The sequence below is a fragment of the Algicella marina genome, assembly GCF_009931615.1.
GTDB lineage: Bacteria > Pseudomonadota > Alphaproteobacteria > Rhodobacterales > Rhodobacteraceae > Algicella > Algicella marina.
Map to the genome: position 1 here is coordinate 1,954,573 of NZ_CP046620.1, position 25,719 is coordinate 1,980,291.

General features: G+C 60.0%; 25 protein-coding genes. 6 read left to right on the plus strand and 19 right to left on the minus strand.

Features of this window, described 5'->3' with window-relative positions:
• Positions 1-7 precede the first annotated feature (7 nt).
• Positions 8-1,144, minus strand: coding sequence for an NUDIX domain-containing protein (locus GO499_RS09740; protein WP_161862012.1), 1,137 nt, complete (start codon positions 1,142-1,144; stop codon positions 8-10).
• 123 nt (positions 1,145-1,267) lie between these two features.
• Between GO499_RS09740 and GO499_RS09745 the strand changes: the two genes are divergently transcribed.
• Both GO499_RS09745 and GO499_RS09750 read left to right on the plus strand, forming a co-directional pair.
• The gene (locus tag GO499_RS09745) at positions 1,268-1,909 is read left to right on the plus strand and encodes a ChrR family anti-sigma-E factor (RefSeq protein ID WP_161862013.1); all 642 of its coding nucleotides are present in this window, start codon (positions 1,268-1,270) and stop codon (positions 1,907-1,909) included.
• Positions 1,910-1,953: 44 nt separating this feature from the next.
• Positions 1,954-2,748: an SDR family NAD(P)-dependent oxidoreductase gene (locus tag GO499_RS09750; RefSeq protein WP_161862014.1), complete on the plus strand. Its 795-nt coding sequence runs from the start codon at positions 1,954-1,956 to the stop codon at positions 2,746-2,748.
• A gap of 12 nt (positions 2,749-2,760) precedes the next feature.
• On the opposite strand, the gene GO499_RS09755 is transcribed toward GO499_RS09750, so the two are convergent.
• The 12 genes from GO499_RS09755 to GO499_RS09810 all read right to left on the minus strand — a co-directional run bounded on the left by GO499_RS09755 (position 2,761) and on the right by GO499_RS09810 (position 15,452).
• Entirely contained in the window at positions 2,761-3,243 is a 483-nt protein-coding gene (locus tag GO499_RS09755; protein WP_161862015.1) for a TrgA family protein, read from the minus strand.
• A gap of 45 nt (positions 3,244-3,288) precedes the next feature.
• A complete protein-coding gene (locus tag GO499_RS09760; protein ID WP_161862016.1) occupies positions 3,289-4,506 on the minus strand; it encodes an SAM-dependent methyltransferase in 1,218 nt (405 codons plus the stop codon).
• A 25-nt stretch (positions 4,507-4,531) separates the two neighbouring features.
• Positions 4,532-5,305, minus strand: coding sequence for a DUF1365 domain-containing protein (locus tag GO499_RS09765; protein WP_284154965.1), 774 nt, complete (start codon positions 5,303-5,305; stop codon positions 4,532-4,534).
• Complete coding sequence (locus GO499_RS09770) at positions 5,302-6,615, minus strand: NAD(P)/FAD-dependent oxidoreductase (RefSeq protein WP_161862017.1); 1,314 nt, start codon at positions 6,613-6,615, stop codon at positions 5,302-5,304. The genes GO499_RS09765 and GO499_RS09770 overlap by 4 nt, the downstream gene beginning before the upstream one ends.
• A 40-nt stretch (positions 6,616-6,655) precedes the next feature.
• Positions 6,656-8,062 carry a cryptochrome/photolyase family protein gene (locus GO499_RS09775; protein WP_161862018.1) on the minus strand — a complete coding sequence of 469 codons (1,407 nt, stop codon included), beginning with the start codon at positions 8,060-8,062 and terminating at the stop codon, positions 6,656-6,658.
• An 85-nt stretch (positions 8,063-8,147) separates the two neighbouring features.
• Positions 8,148-9,386: an aminotransferase class V-fold PLP-dependent enzyme gene (locus GO499_RS09780; protein ID WP_161862019.1), complete on the minus strand. Its 1,239-nt coding sequence runs from the start codon at positions 9,384-9,386 to the stop codon at positions 8,148-8,150.
• Between the two features lie 60 nt (positions 9,387-9,446).
• Positions 9,447-11,087: a BCCT family transporter gene (locus GO499_RS09785; protein ID WP_161862020.1), complete on the minus strand. Its 1,641-nt coding sequence runs from the start codon at positions 11,085-11,087 to the stop codon at positions 9,447-9,449.
• Positions 11,088-11,218: 131 nt separating this feature from the next.
• Positions 11,219-12,211, minus strand: coding sequence for an acryloyl-CoA reductase (gene acuI, locus GO499_RS09790; RefSeq protein WP_161862021.1), 993 nt, complete (start codon positions 12,209-12,211; stop codon positions 11,219-11,221).
• A gap of 25 nt (positions 12,212-12,236) precedes the next feature.
• The gene (locus tag GO499_RS09795; protein ID WP_161862022.1) at positions 12,237-12,920 is read right to left on the minus strand and encodes a DUF1326 domain-containing protein; all 684 of its coding nucleotides are present in this window, start codon (positions 12,918-12,920) and stop codon (positions 12,237-12,239) included.
• Positions 12,921-12,930: 10 nt separating this feature from the next.
• On the minus strand, positions 12,931-13,713 hold the full coding sequence (locus GO499_RS09800; protein ID WP_161862023.1) for a DUF2182 domain-containing protein: 783 nt from the start codon (positions 13,711-13,713) through the stop codon (positions 12,931-12,933).
• Between the two features lie 92 nt (positions 13,714-13,805).
• On the minus strand, positions 13,806-15,089 hold the full coding sequence (locus GO499_RS09805) for a hypothetical protein (RefSeq protein ID WP_161862024.1): 1,284 nt from the start codon (positions 15,087-15,089) through the stop codon (positions 13,806-13,808).
• A gap of 51 nt (positions 15,090-15,140) precedes the next feature.
• Positions 15,141-15,452, minus strand: a complete 312-nt coding sequence (locus GO499_RS09810) for an ETC complex I subunit (RefSeq protein WP_161863907.1) — start codon at positions 15,450-15,452, stop codon at positions 15,141-15,143.
• 357 nt (positions 15,453-15,809) lie between these two features.
• On the opposite strand from GO499_RS09810, the gene uvrB reads away from it, so the two are divergent.
• The gene (uvrB, locus tag GO499_RS09815; RefSeq protein WP_161862025.1) at positions 15,810-17,984 is read left to right on the plus strand and encodes an excinuclease ABC subunit UvrB; all 2,175 of its coding nucleotides are present in this window, start codon (positions 15,810-15,812) and stop codon (positions 17,982-17,984) included.
• Here the strand turns inward: uvrB and GO499_RS09820 are convergent.
• The 6 genes from GO499_RS09820 to GO499_RS09845 all read right to left on the minus strand — a co-directional run bounded on the left by GO499_RS09820 (position 17,981) and on the right by GO499_RS09845 (position 22,884).
• A complete protein-coding gene (locus tag GO499_RS09820; protein ID WP_161862026.1) occupies positions 17,981-18,388 on the minus strand; it encodes a universal stress protein in 408 nt (135 codons plus the stop codon). The genes uvrB and GO499_RS09820 overlap by 4 nt on opposite strands.
• 62 nt (positions 18,389-18,450) lie before the next feature.
• Positions 18,451-18,678, minus strand: coding sequence for a DUF2798 domain-containing protein (locus tag GO499_RS09825; RefSeq protein ID WP_161862027.1), 228 nt, complete (start codon positions 18,676-18,678; stop codon positions 18,451-18,453).
• 105 nt (positions 18,679-18,783) lie between these two features.
• Complete coding sequence (locus tag GO499_RS09830) at positions 18,784-21,081, minus strand: glycosyl hydrolase family 28-related protein (protein ID WP_161862028.1); 2,298 nt, start codon at positions 21,079-21,081, stop codon at positions 18,784-18,786.
• A 193-nt stretch (positions 21,082-21,274) separates the two neighbouring features.
• Positions 21,275-21,679, minus strand: a complete 405-nt coding sequence (locus GO499_RS09835) for a DUF4864 domain-containing protein (RefSeq protein ID WP_161862029.1) — start codon at positions 21,677-21,679, stop codon at positions 21,275-21,277.
• 75 nt (positions 21,680-21,754) lie between these two features.
• Entirely contained in the window at positions 21,755-22,333 is a 579-nt protein-coding gene (locus GO499_RS09840) for a YceI family protein (RefSeq protein WP_161862030.1), read from the minus strand.
• Positions 22,334-22,443: 110 nt separating this feature from the next.
• Positions 22,444-22,884: a tellurite resistance TerB family protein gene (locus tag GO499_RS09845; protein ID WP_161862031.1), complete on the minus strand. Its 441-nt coding sequence runs from the start codon at positions 22,882-22,884 to the stop codon at positions 22,444-22,446.
• A gap of 101 nt (positions 22,885-22,985) precedes the next feature.
• Between GO499_RS09845 and GO499_RS09850 the strand changes: the two genes are divergently transcribed.
• The 3 genes from GO499_RS09850 to GO499_RS09860 all read left to right on the plus strand — a co-directional run bounded on the left by GO499_RS09850 (position 22,986) and on the right by GO499_RS09860 (position 25,718).
• The gene (locus tag GO499_RS09850; protein WP_161862032.1) at positions 22,986-24,557 is read left to right on the plus strand and encodes a lysine--tRNA ligase; all 1,572 of its coding nucleotides are present in this window, start codon (positions 22,986-22,988) and stop codon (positions 24,555-24,557) included.
• A 94-nt stretch (positions 24,558-24,651) separates the two neighbouring features.
• Positions 24,652-25,167 (plus strand): response regulator, encoded by a 516-nt coding sequence (locus tag GO499_RS09855; RefSeq protein ID WP_161862033.1) that lies wholly within the window; start codon positions 24,652-24,654, stop codon positions 25,165-25,167.
• A 56-nt stretch (positions 25,168-25,223) separates the two neighbouring features.
• On the plus strand, positions 25,224-25,718 hold the full coding sequence (locus GO499_RS09860) for a response regulator (protein ID WP_161862034.1): 495 nt from the start codon (positions 25,224-25,226) through the stop codon (positions 25,716-25,718).
• Position 25,719: the final 1 nt, after the last annotated feature.

A 25,719-nucleotide genomic window follows, 5' to 3' on the forward strand; every position in this document is an offset into this window, starting at 1 on the left:
CAAGCGATTAACCCCAGAGCGCCTCTAACCGCTCCTTCCGCGCCGCCAGCGCCATCAGCGAAACAACGATGGGCGCGTTCGCCGCTTCGCCACTTTCCAGCGCTGCCATGGCGGTCGCAAAAGGCACAATCATGCTGCGAATATCCTCTGCCTCGCTGGCCAATCCATGAATGCCACCTTCGCCGCTCAGGTCGGCCTCTGCCAGGAAACAGGTCATGTTCTCGGTAAGCGCTCCCGGTGAACTGTAGAAAGAGGTGATCTTCTCCATCCGCCCCAGTTCCAATCCCGCCTCTTCCTGTGCCTCGCGTCGCGCCGCATCTTCCGGGGTCTCCATCCGGTCCAGCAGTCCAGCAATCACCTCGAGGCTCCATGGATTGCTGTCGCCCCGCGCGACCGGTGCGGCCCGAACCTGCTCGATCAGTAACACCGTATCGCGCACCGGATCCCATGGCAGCACGGACACTGCGTCACCGGTTACCATGACTTCTCTGTCCACAGTCTCCGACAAACCACCGCCAAACGTGCGAAAGCGGAAGTTCAGCGTTTCTGCCGCGAAGAAGCCGGTAAAGTTCCGACGGCGATGGAGCTGATGAATGCCGTCCCTGCCGAACTCGGAACGAAGGTCCGCAGGCTGAACGCCCGCGGCCCGCAGCGACGCCACCGCCCGTCGCATAGCCCCCATACGCAGGATCATTGGCCCCTTGTGTCCACCATCGGGATACACGGCCATTACATCCCTTGCCATCGCCAGAAACAATGGCTTCTCTGACTGCTGCCAATCCTCCAACCTCCAGTCCTCCGCCGACAGATCGACTTCATCATTTGGCCAGAAGATTTCCGCGCGGAACATCTCGCCCGCACAATCAACTTCAACCTCGATCAGATCGAATGAAAAACAGGCTTCGAAATAGACCAGCCTCGCTACGGCCTCATCAGACATATTGCGAAGTAAAAGACCGGGTGCGGCGGCATCTGCGTCTTTCACCAGACCGGGATAAGGTCCTGCTGCGGTCTTCGCCGCCCGAACCCCGCGCGCCGTGCCTACCCGGACATCCGCATCGGAAAACTCCGGCCCCAGCGCTGTCATCAGGATATCCTGATCGCGTAAGGTCCCGTAGACAAAAATATTCGTCGCACCGCTCATCGCTTGTCCTCCAGCCTCTCCGGCCACCGCATATCCGCGGCAGCACAAGAATAAAAGCGTGACGGGGTGATCCGCTGCGTGTTGATCTGCGTAACAAGATCAGTAACGAACAACGGTAGAAAAATGACAAATTGGCATCCCCATGCCGAGCATCTGGCAGGTTACGCAAGCGGCACTCTGTCCGATGGCATGAGTCTTCTGGTCAGCGCCCACCTGACCTACTGTCCCGCTTGTCGGAGGCAGGTTTCTCAGCTCGAAGCCCTGGCGGCTAATCAGTTCCATGACGACGTCACAGGAATAGATGCGCCGCGGCTAGATTTGGCACTGGCGGCCCTCGACGAACAATCAACAGATTTGCCACTCCAAACACCCAGAGCCGCACCCGGCAGTCCCCTGCCCGCTCCTCTTAGACACGCCCTCGGCGCCGATATCGACGAACTTCGCTGGGGTATGCGTCTACCCGGTGTGAGCGAGTATGTGCTCGGCGGATACGAAGGTGAGAAGGTCAGTCTGATGCGAGTTCGTCCCGGTCGCAGAATGCCACACCACACCCACGATGGTGAGGAGGCGACCCTCATTCTCTCGGGCGTCATGGAGGATGATGGCAAGACTTTCCAAACGGGAGACCTGGCCATCGCCGACCATCGTGATGATCATCAGCCGCATGTGACCGGGGACGAAACTTGCTACTGTCTGATTGTCCTGTCCGGCACACTGCGCTTCACTGGGCCTTTCAGCCGATTCCTGAACGTTCTCCCTGGCTGAATTGGTGCCTTCTTTGATTTTACGTGTGGTTAAAGGGCCGAACCATGAGCGTCTTTGATCAGATCGCCCGTCCCAAGGACGGCTCTGTCTGGATCACCGGCGCCAGTTCTGGCATCGGTCGCGCCGTAGCGTTGCGCCTCGCACAAGATGGCTGGACGGTCTATGCCACAGCAAGAAGTGCGGGGAAACTTGCCGAACTCGAAATTGAAGCGGAATCGCGCCCCGGAAGGATCATCGCCCTGCCCGGAGACGTCACCGACCCGACGCGCATGGCCATTTGTCTCGCCGAGATCACGGCCAGCGGCCCCTTGGCAATGGCGATTCTCAACGCAGGTGTCTACACACCGATGCGGGCGACGAACTTCAAGGCCGAAACAGCCCGTACCATGCTCCGCGTCAACCTCGAAGGCGTTGCCAACGCGCTGGATCCGCTGCTGCGCTACTTCATTCCGAGAGGGACCGGCGTAATTGCCGTAACAGCATCTGTCGCCGGCTATCGCGGCCTTCCCGACGCGGCAATTTACTCCGCCACCAAGGCTGGACTGATTGCGATGTGCGAGTCACTTGCCATGGACGTGGTCGACCTCGGCATCCGCCTGTCCGTAATCAATCCGGGGTTCGTGCGAACAGAAGCCACCGCCGTCAATGATTTCGAAATGCCATTTCTGATGGAACCGAAAAACGCAGCTGATCGAATTGTCGACGGTCTTGCGCGCCCGGGTTTCGCGATCACCTTTCCGCGTCGTTTCTCACTGCTCCTGCGCCTCATCGGTTTGCTACCGAACAGAAGCTATATTGCCGCGATCAGAACGATGCTCGGTTGGCGTGCCAAACCCTGAACCTGCGTAGGCTCAGTCCCAACGCTTGGCGGCATTTCTGGCCAGAACACCACAGATGATGCCGGTAATCGCGAAGATGATCAAAAGCTTCGGCTGTGCAAGCAACAGGAAGAAATACTCTCCGAAGGCGGCAAACATGTTCTTGATCGCCTCCATTGGGTTCGCCCCCGCAAGTTTCGAATCGAGGATATCGTCGATGACCTTGGAAATCGCGCACATGAAAAGAATTGCGACCGTCACGGTAATGGCGGAGCGAAGTCCCAGAAACACGCCGCTGCCAGTCTCAACGGTCGCCTTCTTCCCCAGACCGTACCATCCGTGATATAATCCGTATATCCCGAACACCCAAAGAAGCCGTGTCTCATATCGCTCCAGCCGTTCCTCCGGCAGGTACGCTGTCACCACGTAGACCATGATCAGAAGCGAGAAACTCACACATATCGCAGCCACCAGCCTTGCCGCTGTCGGCATCCCCAGCGCATTCTCTATGCCCATTGCCCGTTCCGTTCTTCAATTCGTCCTGAACCGCGCCCCGCCTTTTCAGCTTGGCCGCGACACGCTGATCTGCGTGACATCAGTTGTGCCAGACAAGAAGCACGACGCACAAGAGGCCAGATAGTAATTCCACATCCTTCGAAAGCGTTCATCGAAGCCAAGTGGTGCGATGTCGTCCCACTTTTCATTGAAACGGGCATTCCACCGCCGCAGGGTGTCGGAATAGCTTTGGCCGAACTCATGACTGCCGCCAAATAGCAATCCCGCCTTCTTCACCTCTGCCTGCAAGACGGACGGGCTGGGCAGCATGCCTCCCGGAAAGATATATTTCTGGATGAAATCGACGCCCTTGCGATAGCCGTCGAATAGGCGGTCCTCTATGGTGATGATCTGGAAAGATGCCCGTCCGCCCGGTTTCAACCTTTCCCGTACGGTATCGAAATAGACTGGCCAGTATTTCTCTCCGACGGCCTCGAACATCTCTATTGAAGCAATGCCGTCGAAGCTGCCGCGCTCATCGCGGTAATCGCGCATGACGATGTCGACCCGCTCGCTTAATCCGGCCTCGAAGATCCGCTTCTGCGCAAAGTCCATCTGCTCACGGCTGATGGTCAGACCCGTGACCTTCGCACCGCGCTTTCCCGCCGCATACTCGGCAAACCCTCCCCAACCACAGCCGATTTCCAGGAGATGGCCACCCTCGGTCACGCCAATCTTGTCGCATATTGCTGCGTATTTCCGTTCCTGTGCCAGAGAAAGGTCTTCGGAATCCTGCTCGAACAGCGCGGAGGAATAGGTCATGGAACTGTCCAGCCATTGGCTGTAGAAAGCGTTGCCCAGATCGTAGTGATGGGAAATGTTCCGTCGCGCCTGTCGGCGGGAGTTTGAACGCAGCCAATGCCGCGCGCGCTCATAGCTGCGCACCACGCCCGTTCCCGGAACCGCCCGTGCGACTTCCGAATTGGACAGAAGCAGCACGTCGAGCAATGCCTGAAGGTCGGGAGAGTCCCACCAGCCATCCATGTATGCCTCTGCGAACCCGACATCGCCATCCCGCAGTATGCGCCCGAACAAACCATTGTTGCGAATGAACATAAGCCCCTCCGGCCCGGGCTCTCCGCCCGTTGCACGGAAAACCCTGCCGTCCGGCAGCACGGCGTCCACACGTCCGCACTTTATCCTGCATAGCGCCGCAAATGCCGGCTGAAACCAGCGCGGCAGGTCGGTCTCGCCGCGTGTTGACGTCAGAACCTGATGCGTCATTTCTCACCCCCTAATCAGCCCCGTCTCAGCGTGGCTTTACCTCGACGATCGCTTTCCCCTTCCGCTCCCGCAGGAACGGCACCCCTTTCAGCACCAACCGCGCCGCATGCCAGTGGATCTTGACGATGACCATCACCGTCATCAACGGATAGGCCACTAGTGCCCGCGCAAGCGCCCCGGTCGTCAACGTCTCAGCCCTGCCGGTAAGCGTCGCAATTAGCGTCTCTCCCTCCTGCCCAGCCTGTCGGATCCGCACGGCAAGTTTTTCCCCCGGACTGTTGAGGGCAAACCGGTAGACTTGATCTGGACCGATGAAGGGCGAGACATACATTTTCTTGTCCTGACGCTGACGATACATACCACCCGCCGCCTCCCCAGCCGACAGAACGTAGGCCACCTGCCCGCCAAACGTGTTCTTGACCTCGTATATCAGGCTCTTCAGTCGGTCGTCCCGATCATAACAATAGTAGATCGACAGCGGATTGAATCCATAGCCGAACATCCGGGGAAAGCTCAGCAACTCGATCCGCGCCGGGTGCGGCAGTCCTTTCTGTTGCAACCTTTTCTCTACCCATGGGCGCAGCGGGCTGCCGTCTCGGGCGCCATGATCGCGATCCATGATCGAGAAAACACCGAAACCATTGTGTCGCAATAGCGCGTTGTTCGCGGCGATCTCTGGCAGACGGTCGAGATCAACAAGCGTCGTAAACACACTCATCCGTAGCCGGTGCCGTTTCGGGATCAGCCGCATGTGCATAACATCGCCGCGATACAGGCGCGCTACCGGTGAACCCGTCACTCGGCCGCCTCCGATAGAAGAACACGCGCAGGCTCCGGCATGTCCCGCGCCCAGGCCGGCGTTGCTCCCAGCGCCGCGGCCACCTGCAAACCGCTCCGCAAGCCATCTTCGTGGAAACCGTATCCGAGCCATGCACCAGCATACCAGACACCGCCGTTGCCCTGAATGCCGGCGATTTCGGCTTGTGCGGCAAAGCTGTCGCGGTCGAAAACCGGATGGGCGTACTCGAAAGAACCGTGAACTCGCTCCTGCGCGATCTCGACCGCTGGATTGAGGCTGACAAAAAGCGGATACCGTTCGTCGATCCCCTGCAGGCGGTTCATCCAGTAGGTCACGGGTGCTGGCCGGTCGAGGTCCGCCGCGCCGCCATCCGAAAGGAAATTCCAACTCGACCAAACTTTGCGCCGACGCGGCATCAGCCGCTCATCGGAGTGCAGAACGGCACGGTTCGGACTCGTTCGGAACCTCGAGAGCAGATTCTCCTCCGTCACATCGCGATCCGACAGCAGCAGCCGCGCCTGCGGCCCGTGGCAAGCCAGCACAACGGCGTCAAACACCGCCTCGGACCCATCGCGGAACCGGAGTTGCGGGGCTCCCCGTCGAACGACTTCCACCACTTCCGCGCCGCTTCGCGCCCTCGTGCCAAGTGCCGCGATCACTCTGCGCACATATTCACGGGACCCGCCGTCGACTGTTCGCCAGCGCTGCATCGGCGCCATGCCATTCATCAGATCGTGGTTGCGAAAGAAGGAAACAAAGTTTTTTGCCGGAAAATCCAGCATGTCCCGCGTGGGCGTAGACCAGATTGCACCGCCGAACGGCAGCACGAAACAATCCCTGAACCAGCGCGAATACCGCTCTTGTGTCAGCCAGTCTCCGAGCGAAAGCCCGTCCAACTGACCTTTGGCAAGTTGTGCTGGCGCTTCCCGGTTAAACCGCAATATCTGCATCAGACCGGTAACATGCGCCGGGTTCAACAGGTTCCGCCGCTGAGCGAACAACTGGTCAAAGTTGTCACATGCATATTCTACCCGCCCGCCTCTCACTGAAATGCCGAAGGACATGTCGGACCACTTGGTAGGTACACCCAGGTGCTCGAACAGTCCGGTCAGGTTGGGATAATTGCGATAATTGTAGACGATGAAGCCGGTATCCACCGGTACCTTCACGTCTCCGAAAGCCGCATCTACCGTATTGGCATGTCCGCCGAACCGGTGGGACGCCTCGAACAACGACACGTCATGGGTGTCCTTCAGCGCCATTGCAGCGCCCATACCTGCGATGCCGGATCCGACGACGGCGACCCTCATGCGCCGTTCCTGAATGGCAAGGCTTCACCAATTACAACGTTCATCCCTTGTACTTCCCGTATGCCGCCAGCGCCTTCTCCCGGCCCTCCTTCAGGCCGACAATCGGCTGCGGGTAATCGTCATCCGGCGACATATTCCAGCTCTTCGGAATTGCCTCGAAAAAGCTCAACGCCGTCTCCGTTGGCGCGTCGTTCCCCTCCGCAAGCCACGCAGCCCGATACGTACCTTCCGGATCGAATTTCTCGCCCTGAAGCGCCGGATTGAAAACGCGAAAATAGGGCGCGGCGTCCGGACCGGATCCGGCTGTCCATTGCCAGCCAAGCGCATTCGAGGCCGGATCCCAGTCGATCAGGCACTCTTCGAACCAGCGTTGGCCCACACGCCAGTCCGTCATCAGGTGCTTGGTCAGGTAGCTTGCAACCAGCATCCGCGCTCGGTTGTGCATGGTGCCGGTAACATACAATTCGCGCATGGCGCCATCTATCATCGGCTCTCCGGTCATGCCGCGCCGCCACCGCTCCGCTGCATCATTGTCTTGCTGCCAGGGAAATCCACCCCACTCTTCCCGCCAGTTGGCGTCGATAATGTGCGGAGTGTGGAACAGCAGGTGGTAGGCAAATTCACGCCACACCAGCTCTTTCATGAAGGTCTCAGCTCCGGTCTTGCCTTCCTGCCGAGCGCGGTCCGCCGCGTGCCAGCACACGCGGGCAGATATCTCGCCAAGTGAAAGATTCTGCGAAAGACCGGAGGTGCCATCACGGTCCAGTCGGTCACGATCCGCCTTGTAGGTATCGATTCCATGAGCAATGAACGAGCCGAGCCGGCCCGCCGCGGCAGCAGCGCCGATCCGCGCATGCCGCCCGACGATTTCGGCGCCCCGCTGCATGGCCTGCCCGAGTTGCCAATCCTCCAGAACATCACTGTCCGGCCAGTCCGCTGGCGCGTCGAAATCCGGAGGAGACAGCGGCTCCGCCGGTTCCCGTTTGCTCACAGCCCGCCAGAAAGGGCTGAACACCTTGTAAAACTCGCCTTCGCCCGTCTCCACGGTCCATGGTTCATACAAGAGGTGACCGGCATGGCTGCACGCCTCGATGCCAGCCCCCTTCAGCGCGGATTTTACGGCGCTGTCCCGGTCTCGCGCTGCGGGATCGTAGAGTCGCGACCAATGCACCGCCTCGGCACCGGTTTCACGAACCAACGCCTCCAGCACGTCCAGTGCCAGGCCCCGCCGCAAGATCAGGCGGCTGCCACGTTCTTCCAGAGTTTTCGCAAAGCACGCAATCGCCCGCTCCAGCCGCCATCGCGGTGCCGCCCCCAGCGCTTCGGTCTCCGGGTCGAGAATGCATACGGGAATTAGGGGACGCCCGGTCTCCGCCGCCGCCACGAGTCCGGGATGATCCGACAGTCTGAAGTCACGGCGAAACCAGAAGATCAGTGGGGCAGTCATGAAAAGTCACGGTCTTTCGGGCAGTTGCATCTCAAGCATATACGCCGCAACCCTCCGACCGGATCATGTCTCGCGTGATATTCGTTCAGCCCCTCTGGCCCAGCACCTTATCCAGCGCCGTTAGCAACCGCTCGACCTCGGCCGCATCTGTATAATGCACGAAACTCAGCCGCAGCACACCATGCTCCGGATCTTCTCCCATCGCTTCCAGAACCCGCGTTGCATAGAAATCGCCGCCGCCGGCAATAATCCCTTCCGAGGCAAGGGCCTCCGCCAGCACATCCCCGCGCGATGCATGGCGAAACGCCACGGTCGGAACCTTGCCCTCGCCGCTGGCGGGGCCCAGCAGGCGTATGTCGTTTCGCCCCCGCAAATAGCTCAGCAACGGCGCCAGCCGCACAGCTTCCGCACTGGCCTGCAAGCCCAGCACACGGCGCGCCCGTTCCGCCGGTTCGGCATCTGCGCCGAAATGATGCGCATGCACGGCATCCACGTAGTCGGCCATCCCGGCGCAGGCAGCGACCTGCGCATGATCCGGTCCAGCCGGGGTGAAACGCTTGTAGCGAACGTCTCCGTTGAAAAAATGCGCTTGGTTGGGCAACCTGTCCGCCAGTTCCCGCCGCAACACCATGATCCCCTGATGCGGACCATAGGTTTTGTAGCTGGAAAACAGGTAGATATCCGCCCCCAACCCACCGACATCCGGCAGCCCATGCGGCGCGAAACTGACCCCGTCAACACAAGCCACGGCCCCTGCGGAATGGACATCCTCCACCCAGTTCGCAACCGGATTGACCTGTCCGACGATGTTCGAACAATGCGGAAAGCATACCAGTTGAACCTTTTTGTCCAGCAACCGCAGCAAATCGCCGCGATCCAAGGCGCCGGTATCACGGTTCACCGGCCAGACGCGCACATCTATGCCGTCCGCAGCCAACCGCCGCCAAGGACCGGAGTTAGCCTCATGATCCTGATCAGTGACAATGATTGCATCACCTGCAGACAGCATCTGACGGAAAGCCTGCGCCAGCACATAGGTGTTCTGCGTCGTCGATGGCCCGAAGGAAAGCTCATCCGATTCAACGTTCAGCAGCGCTGCCAGCCGCTCGCGTGCCTCGTCCATTTCCTCGCCGCCTGCCTTAGTCGGCGCCGCCGGACCGTAAGGCTGCATCTTGCGTTCATGATAGAAGCGGGTCAGACGATCGATCACCTGTCGGCACGTATAGGAACCGCCGGCGTTTTCGAAAAACGCCAAGTCTTGTAGATCTGGTTGGGAAAAGGCCGGAAACTGCGAACGTATGAATTCTATGTCTAAATCGGGCATTCGCATCTTTCCGCTTGGCCCGGCCCCGGGCGTTACACCCGGAGCCGGAAATTGAGTGTCTCAGGCCTTTTCTTGCATCAATCCGCGCAAAATTGCCCAGCACATCAACAGCAAAACCAGCGTGAATGGCAAGCCCGTGGAAATCACCATGGCCTGCAAGGCGCCGAGGCCACCCCCGATCAGCAGCACAATCGCAACCGCGCCCTCGAACACGCACCAGAACACCCGCTGTGGAACCGGCGCATCGACCTTGCCGCCCGCCGTAATCGTATCGATCACAAGTGAGCCGGAGTCAGACGAGGTGACGAAGAAGACGATCACCAGCACGATACCGATCAGGCTGGTGATCGACGCCAGCGGCAGCCCTTCCAGCATCGCGAACAGCGACAGTTCCGGGCTGTAACTGTCGATGACGGTTGCCTTCACCGCACTTGTCGCAGGGTCCGTCAGCACCTGGTCAATGGCGGTGCCGCCAAAAACGGCCATCCACAGAACACAGACGAGGCTGGGAATGATCAACACGCAGGTGATGAATTCGCGCACGGATCGGCCACGGCTGACACGTGCGATGAACATGCCCACGAACGGCGACCAAGAAATCCACCATGCCCAGTAGAAAGCCGTCCAACCCTGCATGTAGGCAGTATCTTCCCGACCGATCGGGTTCGAGAGACTAACAAGGTTGGTTGCGTAAGCACCAAGACCAGCCGCGAAATCGGAGAAGATCGTCAGCGTCGGGCCGGCCAGCAGCACGAACACGAGCAGCAACAGCGCCACGCCCATGTTGATCTCGGAGAGAACCTTGACGCCCCCATCCAGTCCCCGCAGCACCGACACCAGCGCAATCGCTGTGATCCCGCTTATCAGCAGTACCTGCACGGTCGTGCTTACAGGGATCCCGAATATGTGTTCCAGTCCCGCATTCGCCTGTTGCGCCCCAAAGCCGAGCGAGGTCGCCAGCCCGAACAATGTCGCGAACACCGCCAGCGTGTCGATGATATGGCCTGTCCAGCCCCATACCCGCTCACCGAAAATAGGATAGAACGCAGAACGGATCGTCAGCGGCAGCCCCTTGTTGTAGGTGAACAACGCCAGCGCGAGCGCGACGATCGCATAAATCGCCCAGGGATGGAGACCCCAGTGATAGATCGTCGCCGCCAGGCCCATCTGCCGCGCCGCATCAACGTTCGCCGCGATGATACTGCCGTCCTCGGCAATGGGCGAAGGCACACCCAGCGGTTCCGAGATCGCCATGTGATAGACCGGCTCCAACACACCGAAAAACATCAGGCCGATGCCCATGCCCGCCGCAAACAGCATCGCGAACCAGCCGATATAGCTGTAATCTGGCGTCGCATCCGCACCACCCAATCGGACGCTGCCCCACGGGCTGACAATGAGGAACAGACAGAACAGAACGAAGATGTTCGCCGCCCCGAGGAAGAACCAATCGAAGGTGCTGGTCAGCCACGGCCGCAGCCAACCGAACATTGCCGATGCATGCTCCGGCAGGACCAGCGCATAGAAAACGAACGCTACGATAGAAAGCCCCGATATCATGAAAACCGGGTTGTGAATGTCGAAACCGAAAGGCCCGACCGCACCCTCGACGTTGTGTTGACCTATCTCGTATTCGGTCTCGATCAGCGCGGATGCGCCGTCAGGGGCAGGAATGCCCTGCCCCGTCGTGTCGTCTGCCATGACTTGTCCCCTGTATTCATTTTCTGTGTAACGAAAGCATGCGTCAGCATCGACACCGCTCCGTTACAAAAGCGACACAGTGTATGACACTACCGGCGAAAGGCGGTGCTGAGGCCGCCTCGGAAGACCGTTCAGGCGTTCACGTCAACGACAACCCTGCCCTTGACCTGACCCTTCAGGATATCCCGCCCGAGTTTGGGCAAATCCGCCAAGGTTGCCGGCTGAACCATCTCGTCCAGCTTGCTCATAGGCAGATGTCTGGCGATCTCACCCCATGCCCGCACGCGGTTTTCATAGGGCTGCATCACACTGTCGATGCCGAGAAGGTTGATCCCCCGCAAGAGAAACGGGATGACCGTCGCCGGTAATGCTGCGCCCCCGGCCAGACCTACGGCAGCGACGGACGCTCCGTATTTCATCTGGCCAAGCACACGGGCAAGCATAGCACCACCGACTGCATCGACACAACCCGACCAGCTTTCGCTTTCCAGCGGGCGCTTGTTTGTCTCGTTGATTTCCTCACGTGGCACGATCTGGCTTGCGCCCAATGATTTCAAATAGTTCTCGGTCTCCGGCCGTCCGGTCACCCCCGCAACCTCGTAGCCCTTCGCCGCGAGTATGGCAGTGGCAACCGACCCGACACCACCAGCCGCGCCCGTCACCAGCACCGGCCCGTTTCCGGTCTTCAGCCCATGATCCTCCAACGCCATTACCGCCAGCATCGCCGTAAAACCCGCGGTGCCCACAGCCATGGCCTGCCGCGTCGTCAGTCCCTCCGGCAGCGGTACCAGCCAGTCGGCCTTCACACGTGCCTTCTGGGCATACCCACCCCAGTGAGCCTCACCCACGCGCCAGCCGGTCAACACCACCTTGTCGCCAGGCTTGTACCGGTCGTCAGAGGACGCCTCCACAGTTCCCGCAAAATCGATGCCCGGCACATGCGGATACGCCCGCACGAGCCCGCCACCGGGCCCCACGCACAGACCATCCTTGTAGTTCACTGTCGAGAAATCCACCGCGACGGTGACATCGCCCGCCGGCAGCCTGTCCTCGGTGATCTCCTGAACGGACGCGGACGTCTTGCCCTCCTCGTCCTTTTCCACGATCAGCGCATTGAATCCCATGCCTGTGTCTCCCTTGCTCAAGCTGTTACCTGTCCGGTCCGCGCCAGTCGATCGGGCAGATCTCGGCCGATTTTCCGCCGAAGTCCCAGACCCGCCCCTTGTCCCGCAGCCGACTCTTTGTGCCGCGTGCAACGAATATGTCGGGCCCCATCCAGTAGCGCGTGTTCTTCACCACCACCGGTTGGCCCTCGTGCCCCAGCACCTGCTCGATTTCGCCCTGTAACTTTCGCCCGACCGTGATCCGCCGCGTCCCGCCGTCCCGCTCGATGACAACCGATGTTCGCTCTGCCCCGATGACCTCACCGATCAGCATAGACAATAGCCCGGTCGTTCCGCCGGCCTTTCCGGAAAGGATCTGCGCGACGGCGTCGAAAGCCGCAAAACTCGCCGTGTCATCGACATAGAGCGCCACCTTCCAGTTTCCTTCGCCCATCCGTCCGGGAATGTCCGCCAGCAAGCCGATATTGATGCCCGAGAGGTCCACCGTCCCATAATGGCCGCTGTCTACGGCAATGGCCATCCACGCATGGCAGTGACCTTCTGTCGGCGGATGCGCCCCGAGGCTGATGACACAGGGGCAGAACACCTCGCAGGAACAGTTGAGGAACAACTCGCCCTTTATCGCCCACTCTGTTCCGGGGCCCTGCTCCGGCCGCGTTCCCGGCAGGCGGCTGTCTATTCGTGTCCGCGCTCTCAGCCTCTCGGTCATGTCTGCCCCCTCATACCAGCTGTATCAGATACCACATCGCCGCCAAAAGAAAGCCCAGCCCAAGCGGTCGCGTTAGCCAGCGGCCGATGTCCGGCAGCTTCTCCAGCGTCATGATCAGCGTGGCGATGCCCATCCACAAAAGGTTCATTGCCCCACCCACAAAGCCGATCATCATGATCGCCCAGCAGCAACCGATACAAAACAAACCAATCCTGGCACCCATCCACGCGCCTCCACCAAACCCTGGCCTCCAGTCCGCCAACAGGTGCATCAATGGGCTGCGACAGTGGGCAAGGCACCGCTCCTTTGCGGAGGTGAATTGATACCCGCCCGCCACTGCCAGCAGCACCGCCGAGAACAGGACGGATTGGCTGCGTCCCATCGCGCTCAACCATCCGGCCTGAAGAAAACCGTGATGCGCCACAGCAACCAAGGCGCCGAAACCGAACCAGGAGAAGAGGTAGCCCGAAATCAACCCGACAAACCCGGCCCGCGTCCCCGCTCCGGTGCTGATCAGATCTTCATAGGTTCGCGCCGTCGGTACGAATGTCGGCCCCATCATTGCGGCCATCATTATGATCCACATCGGCATCAGGACCGTCAGTGCCATCATGGCCGCACCGTCCATGGCCATGCTCCCGGATCCGGCCATACCGGGCGACATGGTCATGTTGCCCAGCAGCGTCATACCCATATCCCGGGCCATCGCATACATCACGGCCCAAGCCAGCAGGATCAAGCCGAAGAAACTCAGCCACGCAAGGTTGCGCAATGGCGCTAAGGCTATCCGCATTCATCCTCCCGTTTTGACCGAACCGTCTCAAATCCGGGCGGAAAGTCAATGGCTTGTATGGACTGGAGGCATCGGCCATTCCCGAGAGGCAATTACTTTTCCTTGCCCAGAAGACGGGAAAGGCTGAAACCACCGCCGGCTTTTGCCTCCGGTTTCTCCTTGCGGTTCTGCCTTTGCGCCTGGCGCTCGGCGACGGACTCTTGCAGCTTCGAAATTTCCTGCAGCATCTCGCAGGCGCGCTCCTTCACCGGCTCGAAAGCGGCGGCGGCCTGAATCTTCTTGTCTGCCTGTGCAACCTGCCATTTCACAGCCTTGAACTCACGGTTGCGCAGTGCCAGCCGCGCCTTCTGGATATCCGTCTGCGCCCGCGCCAGCGCCAGGTCGGCATTGAACTTCTGCACGACGTAGCGCAACGCCGGCCCAAGATCGCACTCATCCAACTGCTCGATCGTCCCCTGTTCGGGATACCGCTCCCAGTCCGGCGTCAGGTCCTCTTCTGTGATCGACGCCCACCGCGCAGCGATCTCGGCGTTCAGCGGCTGAAACCGCTCGTGTATCCGTTGCGCGGCGTGGCGGCTCAGCGTCAAAGGTTTCTCGAAAGGAATTTCTTCCATGAAAAACTGACGGTTCGGGTTCAGCGAACCGTCATCGAAAAACCGTGGCAGGTTCAACTGGTTGGACAGAGCGACAGCCCGGTAGTCCAGGGCTGCATTCAGCCGCACTTCCGGTTGATAGTCGGTACGCTCCAGCCCCAGCTTACGGCGGAAGAACTCCACCGTGTTCTTGTTGCGCTTGAAGGCAACCGGAGTAACATTTTCCGCGCCGAAGGCGTTCGCCCAACGGTCCAGCAGGTCCTTGAAATTGTAGTAGTGCCCCTGCGCCTGCAATCCCTCGAACTGCTTGATGGAAATGCGGTTACCGACCCGGGCGCCGGTGGAGGCCAGCGAGATCGCGGTGTCAAGCTGAGGCCGCAGGAAACAGACTACCTCAATCTCATCGAAGTGCCGTTTGACGATTTCGGCAACCCTGTCCACCATTTGCTGGGAGAACAACCTGCTCTGCAGATGTTCGTTGCTGATCAGATAGACGCGCATGCCGGCGGCCTTCGCCTCTGCGACATCCTTCTTCAACGCACCACTCCGGTTCCTTACAAAATTGGCGTGGTCTTCCGGCGTGCGGATGTTGAACTGGTTGAAACCGTCTTCCGGCTTGTCGGGATCACGCGCCATTACCGCCAGCGCCCGGTTGTCCGGCAGGGCGATTGTCTGGGCATGCCACACGCCCTCGCTCCGCAACGTCTCGTTGTTGCTGTCGACCCACCGTTGGAAAGAGGTCGTACCCGTCTTCTCGGTACCGATATGCAGAAGCAGTTTCATGCCGTCAGCGCAGACCAGCCGTTGCGGCGTCCGCTCCCATCCATCCGGTTGTCAATGTGTCCAGGCCATGCGCCGCTGGTGGGCGAAATTGTCGCCATAGCCACCCGGCCGAATGATGTGGCTGCGCTTGTTAGGATCGTCCAGCCGGTAGATGATCCCGTTCTTCTCTGCATAGGAAATCGCGGCTTCCTTGCTGTCGAACCGCAGGCGCACCTGCGTCTGCGTGTCGCCCGAACTGGTCCACCCCATCAGGGGGTCAATCTGCCGGGCTTCATCCGGCACGAATTCCAGAGTCCAGCCACGTGTCTTGGCGGTGCCGGACTGCATGGCCGTCTTGGCTGGCTGAAAGATGCGGGCGATCATGGGGCGGAACTCCATCTGCGGCTTTCGAACCTTATCGAAGAACTGCCGCATCTGCGCAAGCCCCGAGGCGGAAAATGGCACATCCCGGATCATCTGCAATTTTACTAAAGCGCTTTGGGAAAGGGTACCGCCAACCGGGCGCAAGGGAGTGAGGGGTGGGGTGGGTGGTGTTGCACCCGGTTGGCGGTGGTCTTGCTGCTTGCCATTACTTGGTAGCGCGACACGAATGTCGTCACAACAATTTTATATCTAAAAAGGCGAATTATATTTTCCCCAATCAACCCCCGGTGTTAACGAAATATTAACCTTGAAATCCTTTGGCGACTGCGCACCTAGTGAGGAACACCGGAGGGGAACATGTCGGGAACAGCACCACTCGTCGCCGAAAGCCGCAGCAAGGTAGACAAGCTCGATGGCGGCAAGCGCTTCAGGCTAAGTACGGAGTTTGAGCCGGCGGGCGACCAGCCCACCGCAATCCGCGAACTTGTGGAGGGCATCAACGCCGATGAGCAGAATCAGGTGCTGCTGGGAGCGACGGGAACGGGCAAGACGTTCACCATGGCTCAGATCATAGAACACACCCAGCGCCCGGCTATCATCCTCGCACCCAACAAGACCCTTGCCGCCCAGCTCTTCGGAGAGTTCAAGGGTTTCTTTCCCGACAACGCCGTCGAATACTTCGTCAGCTACTATGATTACTACCAGCCAGAGGCGTATGTCCCTCGCTCCGATACATATATCGAAAAGGAGAGCCAGATAAACGAGCAGATCGACCGGATGCGCCACTCCGCCACCCGCGCCCTGCTCGAGCGCGATGATGTCATCATCGTCGCCTCCGTCTCCTGCATCTACGGCATCGGCTCCGTGGAAACCTACACTGCCATGACGCAAGACGTGGAAACCGGGAAAAGTTACGACCAGCGCGCGATCATGGCCGATCTCGTCACCCAGCAATACCGTCGCAACGACAACGCCTTCCAGCGCGGTGCCTTTCGCGTGCGCGGCGACGTGCTTGAAGTCTGGCCCGCCCACCTGGAGGATCGTGGCTGGCGCCTGTCCTTCTTCGGTGATGAACTCGAAGGCATCTCGGAGTTCGATACGCTGACCGGCCAGAAAACGGGTGAGCTGGAAAAAGTGCGCATCTACGCCAATTCCCACTACGTCACTCCGCGCCCGACCCTCCAGCAGGCCGTGAAGAACATCAAGGCGGAACTGAAACTGCGTCTCGACCAGCTCGTCGCAGAAGGCAAGCTGCTGGAGGCGCAGCGTCTGGAGCAACGCACGACTTTCGACATCGAGATGATCGAAGCCACCGGTTCCTGCAACGGCATCGAGAACTATTCACGTTACCTCACCGGCCGCGCGCCCGGCGAACCGCCTCCCACCCTCTTCGAATACATCCCCGACAACGCCATCGTCTTCGCCGACGAAAGTCACGTCTCCGTCCCGCAGATCGGCGGCATGTACCGGGGAGATTACCGGCGGAAGTTCACGCTGGCCGAGCATGGCTTCCGCCTGCCCTCCTGCATGGACAACCGCCCGCTGAAGTTCGAGGAATGGGACGCGATGCGCCCCCAGTCGATCTTCGTCTCCGCCACGCCGTCGGCTTGGGAGCTGGAGCAAGCGGGCGGTGTCTTCGCCGAACAGGTTATCCGTCCCACTGGCTTGCTCGATCCACCGGTGGAAATCCGCCCCGTCGAAACGCAGGTGGACGATCTGCTGGACGAAATTCGCCGTGTCGCCAAACTCGGCCTGCGCGTCCTGTGCACCGTCCTGACGAAACGCATGGCGGAAGACCTGACCGAATACCTGCACGAACAGGGCATCCGCGTCCGCTACATGCACTCCGACATCGACACCATCGAGCGTATTGAAATCCTGCGCGATCTCCGTCTCGGCGCCTTCGACGTCCTTATCGGCATCAACCTGCTGCGGGAGGGACTCGATATTCCCGAATGCGGCCTCGTCGCCATTCTCGATGCCGACAAGGAAGGCTTCCTCCGTTCGGAGACCTCACTTGTTCAGACGATCGGTCGTGCCGCGCGTAATGCCGACGGTAAGGTCATCATGTACGCCGACCGAATAACAGGGTCGATGGAGCGGGCAATCGGTGAAACCAACCGCCGCCGCGCCAAGCAGATGGCGCATAACGAGAAACACGGCATCACGCCCGCAACCGTGCGCAAGAACATTCAGGATGTGCTCGAAGGTACTTTCAAAGGCGACACCGACATGAGTCGCGTCACCGCCAAGGTCGACAAGGTCGCCTTCGGCAACAACCTGCAGGCCCACCTGGAAGCCCTGCGAACGGAAATGCGCAAGGCCGCCGAGAACCTGGAGTTCGAGGAAGCAGCCCGCCTGCGTGATGAAGTCAAGCGGCTGGAAGAAGTCGATCTCGCCATCGCCGATGACCCGATGGCCCGCCAGTCGGCCATCGAGAAGGCGGTGGACGAAGCCCAGAAATCCTCCGGGCGCTCGACAGCTGGCAAGGCTGGCAGCCGTCCGGTCCGGGGCAAGGCCAAACGCCGTTAGCGCACGACGTGAACCGAACATTCCGCGTGCCGTACGACCCGCGCGGCTGTGGACCCAAGCAGGAAATCCTGCATCGCCGGTGCATGGCTGGCGATAACAATGCAATCGCAGCCCTTGTTCTTTGCGAAGTCCAGGATGGTCAGCGCCGCATGGCCCGTCACCACTGCCACCTGTGTGTCTTCGCGACCGGCCACAGCTTCCTCCAGCTTCTCCTCCATTCGGAGGGATGTCGCTGCAAGCTGACCCGGAGGAAAGTGATCCTGAACATAAGGGGGAAGCTCCTCAATGACATGCAGTGCAGTGATGCTGCCGCCTTCAGCCAGCAGCCGCTCCGCAACCTTCAGGGCTGTGTCGCTATCTCGGCCGTTTCCGGGGGCGATGGGAACCAGAATGTGTTTGTACATGGGTCAGGCCCTCCTTTCCCCTGCACTTTCCCAGACCTCACGATCCGTTCCCTTGATCCAGATCAGCCTTCCTGTCGAACAACCCGTGCCACGATCCGCCGCACCAGCGGCGCCACCACCAGCACTGTCGGAAATGCGATTGCCCAGGCAAATACCCACGCCGACAACCACGTTCCCAGAAAGCCCGGAATAAAGCCGACAGCGTGCCACGTGGACAGGCCCGACACCACGAAGGACATCAGACCGGACAGAAGCAGACCGAAAAGGTAGGGGGCATAACGCGGGTGCATGGCGACAGGACTCCTCGGCGCAGAATACAGCGCAACCCTCCGGCCTTCGCAAGCGAAACCAACGGCAACAGCGGGACGCGCATTGCCGCATCCCGCCATCTCGTATCAGTCGCCGGGCGCGTCGCAGCGGCCACGCACCTGCACCACGCCGGTGCAGCCGGCGGACCAGTGCAGCCGTACGCGATTGCTGTTGCCGCCCTGCCGCGTCTCCGCCCATGGCATGTCGTACAAAGTTGCACCGCCGTTCGCCTGCACCGGCCCGTGGGCGACGACACCGTCCACACCCAGCAATTCACCGCCAAATGGCAGGAACCGGTCAAACTGAACGGTCCAGCTACTGTTCACGTTTGTCTGCTCATGGCGTACGGTCACCGGGCTCTCGGCCTTGTCGCGAACCTTTTCGAAACTGTTTCCCGTGAAGATCACGTCGCGCGTCGCGGTGTGGTCAAGTGTGCCGAAGGCATCGTCATACTCGTCGATCCGGTCGATTATCGAGGCGCCAAATACCTTGAACGCGTTGTTGGCCACCGTGATCCCGTTCATGAACCAGTTGTTGCCGCGCGGCCGTATCTTTATGAAAGTGAACCAGTCGGGCACCTTCTGCGCAGTGAAAATGTTGCCGGTGATCGTGATCTTGCCGAATCCGTTGCCGTAGACATCTCCGTTCGGGTCATGCTCATTTGCCAGTTCAATCGACATGTTGTCGATGTAATTGCCCACCACCGCCGACTTGTTGCTCGTCCGCGTGAACACAAGGCCCGCGGTATTCTCGCCGTCGATATCATCGTCAAGTTGCCAGAAGTGGTTGCCAAGCACGAGACTGCCACCGCCGTTTATGATCGCGAAGTGTTTGAACTGGACGCAGCGATTGTTTCGGATCTTGGCATCGTCGCCGTTGATGTTGAACGCTGTCGAGTTGCGCTGCGGCACCGGCACGTCATCATCCGGAGCAATGAACTGGTTGCGATCTATTGATATTCCCTGACACGCAGTACCCTTGGACGATATTGCACGCGTCCGCGGCCGGCTGAACCAGCAGTCCCGGATGCTCCACGCAATCCCGCGATCCGGCAACATCACACCGTTGGCCCGCCGGTTGCACAGGAATTCGATGTCAGAGATGTTGAAGGCGTTGACGTTCTCCATGCCGCCGAAGTCCAGCAGATACTTGTAGCGCGTGAACGTATAACTCTGTTGCGAATTCGCCCGCCCCAGCGGCTGACTCAGCGTCAGCGTCTGCGCACCGATATTGCGGTCGCGGACATAGACGTCCCTGCCGACGCCGAAACCGGTGATCAGCGATCCCACCTCGATGGAAGCAACAGCCGAGACATTGGTCAGCTCCAGCGGGTTGGCATCGCTGTAGCTGCCCTGCGTCGTCACCATGTCCGGATCCCAGCCAGCACTGTCAGTCGCTTCCAGTTGGCCATTGCGAATGGCGCGGCGGTTCCCGAACGTGGTGATAGAGGGTGCTGCGGCCGCCACATCGATGGGCGCGCTCAACTGAATGCGCCGGCCCTTCAGGTCCAGTGACTCGTGATCGGAGAAATTGAACAGCGTCTGCAGCGCCTTCGTCAACGCCGTGCGCTCATCGCCGAATGCGTCGACATAGGTCGGAAAATCGAAACTCGCCCTCAGAATGAAGCGGTGTTCGGCAGCCTGTGTCACCGTTCCTTCGAACCGGACCCGCGACAACAGCGTCACGTTTTTGCCCAGGTAGTACGTGCCCGCCGGCACGATCAGATCGCGCCCGTTCGCAGCCGCATCGGCCGTCTCGAACGCAGCAGCGTCATCGGCAATACCGTCGCCGATTGCCCCGTAATCGCGCACGTCCACCCAATCCATGAGCTTGCGGTGAAACACGTCCGTACGGTCATGGATCTGGATACTTTCAACACGGACGACAGCGCCATTGCTGCCCTCGATATCAATGCCGAAATGGCCGTAAACGGGCTCCGTCCCCCATACCATGTCCACACCGGTGCGGTTGCCGGAACCGACGATGGCCCGAACGGTGTAGATCCGTCCGTATTCATCCAGCGAAATCGCGGGGCCCTGTCCGGTCAGTGAGCCGCCGATCCAGTTGCCGTTGACGTCGCCTGCAAATCCTGAGGCCCGCACCGTCGGAAATGGTCCGCTCACCAGTTTAACCCTTGCCGATATTTCCAGATAGCACCCCGGCAGCAGCGGTGTCTCGCCGGTGTAGCGCAACCGCTGCGGGCTGTCGGCCTTCACGATCTCGATGCACGGCCCGAAATCAGGATCGGAAGCCACCAGCGTGCCGTTGGGGTCGTTGCTGTAGCGGGGAGAGCCGGGCGTCCCGGCACCGCTCGACCAGACGCCAAGCCCGTCAATGAAGGCGGGCGGCATGAAGTCCAGCCCTTCGGTAATCGCCTTGTTCATCGCATCAAATCCCTTCTGGCACAAAGCATCGCCTGAGCGGGCGCAAAATGAGCGCTCGCCCGATCCCGTCCACGGACAGGACACAACTGGCAAATTCTCGGAGAACACTGGGCGCGGGGACGCGCCGTCGCACGAGGCTTCAATCTAGATGGGCGGCATTAACTGTTTGCTAAGCAGGCGAACGCTGTCCGGTTCAGGCACCAAGACAGGTCGGTTGCCGAAACAGCACACCGTTGATCCGCCACTCGCCCTCGGTCTCGATCATTTCGTAGTCGATGCTGTGCCTCTGACCGTTGAGATCGACGATCTGGATGGATTGAAAGAACTGCCCATCCAGCTCCGTCAGACAGAGGAAAGACACGGACTTTGGCCGCCAGACCATCGGATATCCGGTGCGCACCATCTGTCCGAAGCGCTCGGGAGAGCCGAACATCCCCCGGATCATCGGCGAGGCATAGTCGAATGCCCGGGCGAAATCATCATCGCGAAAGGCATCAAACTGGCTGTCGATCACCGCCTCGATCTCTTCGCCCGTGCTTTGCGCAACGGCAAAGGTTGCAAGGAATGAAAGACAGGTCGCTGCGAAAATCCGCTTCATGAACACTACTCCCGATAGTGAGTATTCATGGAAATAGTGCGGGCGGCAAAAAAAGAAACTCCGCCCGCAACACGCTCAGCCAGCCTTGTCGAACACCAGCCGGAACGTCACCGGCGCCACCCGCGTGATACCGGGCAGGTCTGCCAGCCCCATCAGCGTGTCGATGGCGCCGTCTATGGCCAGTTCCTCGGTGCCGAGCATGATCATCCCGTCAGTAGTCACCAGCGCCTTGCCGTCGGCCAATCGTGCCACGAAAGCCTCGGTATAGATTTCCACCTCCGCAGAAACGAACGCCAGCATGCCATCCACATCGACGATCGCCGTATCGCCCGGTGCCATCGCTTCCAACGCCTCAAGGTCGATCTGAGATGTCAGCACGGCCACCGGCGTGGCTCCGAACACATGCTCCCGCATCCGCTCGTTGCGGATGTCCACATATGTCTCCACCGAAGCCAGATCGATCTCCACCCTCACCAAGCCGGTGTCATCAACAGTTCCGGCAAGTGTCCCGAAATGGTTCACCTCGCCGATACGGTCCTTCTTGATGGATCCGTAGGCCACCTTGGATGTCTCTGCATCCAGCACCCACGCAGGCTCGGCCATCACCGGCCCGCACAAAATGAGGGCCGCAAGACCCGCTGCAAAAATCTTCATTTGATATCCCCACTCCATAAAATACGCATGACCGGCCGGTAAACCCGACCGATTCATGCCAGAGTTAGCATATCATATGTTTGGCGATGTTTCGGAAGGAACAGCCGTAATCACGATTTGGGCAGGTGGGCAAACCGCGCCCGCGCACCGCGCTCGATGGCCGCGGCATGCAACCGGTCAATGTTCAACTCGAACCGCACCTCCTCCAGCAACCGCAACTCCTCGTTCTGGGCATCGCCATCGGCGGCAACCACATCGCAGGCCAGTGCGTAGGAGGTCTCGTAAAGCGTTTCCGGCAGCGCCTCGCGCACCAGCCCGAACAGGGCATCCAGTCCCTCTTCTTCCTCGAACAGGTCAAAGACGGTGCGAGACACCGCTGCCACGCGGTGGCTGTCATACCCGTCAAAGATCGGCAGACTCTCGACGATCCGCGCGATCGACAGCAATTCAGGCGTCGTCATCGTCTCGTCCGAGGCCGAAGCCGCCACCATCACGGCGACAAGTGCGTCCTGCGGGGTAAACGATGCGGGAAGATCGTCTTTGTCCGTCATCTCTCAGTCCTCAAAATCCCTGTGATGCCGGCGATATATTGACGCCGCCTCCGCCCCACAATAGGAGGGGCGACATTCTCTGACCAGAAGCGAGTGACCAGATGTCCGATCTCCGTGAAGCCGCCCTTGCGTCCAAAGCCTGGCCGTTCGAGGAAGCGCGCAAGCTGGTCAAACGCTATCAGAAGGCACCGCCGGAAAAGGGCCACGTACTGTTCGAGACAGGCTACGGCCCGTCGGGCCTGCCGCATATCGGCACTTTCGGTGAGGTTGCGCGTACCACCATGGTCCGCCGCGCGTTCGAACTGATCTCGGATATCCCCACGCGTCTGATCTGCTTCTCGGACGATATGGACGGGATGCGCAAGGTGCCCGACAACGTGCCGAACAACGAGATGCTGCACGAGCACCTCCAGAAGCCGCTCACCTCCGTGCCCGACCCGTTCGGCGAGTTTGAGAGCTTCGGCCACCACAACAATGCCATGCTGCGCCGCTTCCTCGACAGTTTCGGCTTCGAGTACGAGTTTGCCTCCGCCACTGACTATTACAACGAAGGCAAGCTCGACGAAGTCCTCCTCCGCGCCTGTGAGAAGTACGACGCCATCATGGAAGTCATGCTCAAGAGCCTGAGGGAGGAACGCCAGCAGACCTATTCCTGCTTCCTGCCGATCCACCCTGAAACCGGCCGCGTTCTCTACGTGCCGATGAAGCATGTCGATGCGAAGGAAGGCACCGTTACCTTCGATGACGAGACGGGCCGCGAGTGGACCCTCCCCGTCACCGGCGGCAAGGTCAAGTTCCAGTGGAAGCCGGATTTCGGCGCCCGCTGGGCCGCGCTCGACGTCGATTACGAGATGTACGGCAAGGATCATTCCACCAACGGCCCGATCTACGACCAGATCTGCCGCATCCTCGGTGGCCGTGCACCGGAGCATTTTGTCTTCGAACTCTTCCTGGACGAAAACGGCCAGAAAATCTCCAAATCCAAGGGCAACGGCATCTCCATCGACGATTGGCTGACCTACGCGACGCCGGAGAGCCTGTCGCTGTTCATGTACCAGAAACCGCGCACCGCCAAGCGGCTGCACTTCGACGTGATACCGAAAATGGTCGATGAGTATCACCAGCACCTGCGCGCCTACGAGGGGCAGGATACCGCTGCACGGCTGAACAACCCCGGCCACCACATCCACGGCCACAACGTGCCCGCCTCCGACATGGAGGTGCCGTTCGCCATGCTGCTCAACCTCGCCTCCGCCGCCGGTGCCGAGAGCAAGGACGTGCTCTGGGGCTTCATCCGCAAATACGCCGACGCCACGCCGGAAACCCACCCCGGCCTGGACGCCGCAGCGGCATATGCCGTGCGCTACTATCAGGATCGTGTCAAACCGGCCAAAACCTACCGCGCTCCTACCGAACAAGAGCGTGCGGCGCTGGACGACCTTTCTACCCGCCTGCGGGGCTGGGATGGTGCTGTCGATGCCGAAGAATTGCAATCCATGATTTTTGCCGTCGGCAAGGAGCATGGCTTCGAACCGCTGCGGGATTGGTTCACCGCGATCTACGAAGTCCTGCTCGGCGCCAGCCAGGGCCCACGCTTCGGCGGCTTCGCAGCCCTCTTCGGTGTCACTGAGACGGCGGACCTCATCGACGCCGCCCTCGCTCGCGAGGCGTAGGACTTCTCCTCGCACAGGCGGCACTGCATCCCTTAATCTTGCTTTAACAGGGCACGCGGATACTTCCCGGATCACCGTCCGGGAGATTATCGTTATGCAAAACGCCCAGGTCCGCGAAATCCGCCCTGCCTGCACTCCTTTTGCGCCGCGGCGCATCCTCGTTGTCGAGGATGATCGCCACGATCAGGAACGCATTCGCCGGCTGTTTCGATACCTGACAACGGAGGTCATTCTCGACTTCGCGACAGCCATCGCGGATGCGCGGCAACGTCTCCAAAAAGTTCCGCCACAGGCAATCGTGCTGGACAATGGGCTGCCGGATGGCCTCGGCATAGACTTGGCTCTGGAATTGTCCCGCTCTCCCGCGTCCGCCGAAACTCCGACATTCATCATCAGCGACTGGCCCAGCCCGTTCATGCATGAAAAGGCGGAAGCAGCCGGTGTGCACGCCGTTTTCTGCAAGAGCGAGTTCGGGGCACGACAGGCATTCGAGATCCTGCGCAGGATGAACTGCAGCGATCTCCAGCTTGCACGATCTGTCCGGCAAAAAGAGAAGCGGCCGACACAGGCATCCGTTATCTCACGGGAATGGGCCGGCCCGGAGAGTTGACGCTCAACACAATTCCCAATCTCGCTTCCGCCCATTTTCCTCCGAAAGACTGAAAGATGACCAAACGACTCGCCGCCGCCGTTCCTCAGCAAGCCACCGACCATCAGGCCGATCCCTGCATTCTCATTCTCGAAGATGACCGGAAGGACAGGCAGCTACTCCAAAGGCTCATCCTTTCGGTCGAGAGCAATGCGCGGATCTACTGCGCGGAAACGATTTCCGCCGCAAAGCAGTTGGCTTCCGAGCATTTTTTTGACGCCGTGGTATTCGACTATTCCCTGCCGGATGGCTTCGGCACGGCCTTCGCGGCCGACCTGCGCAAGTCTGATCAGGAAAACCGAATACTCCTTTTCCTGATCAGCGGCTGGCCCAGTTCATTTCTCAGCATCGAAGCCCGCAAAGCCCAAATCGACAAAACCTTTTTCAAGCAGGAATTCGGTCTGAGACAGGTCGCGCTTATGATCCGCGCCATACGGATGCGGCACAAACTTCTCGCCAAATCGCAGGTCTCGGCCGAAATCCTGACATTCCCCAATCAACGCCACGATTGAA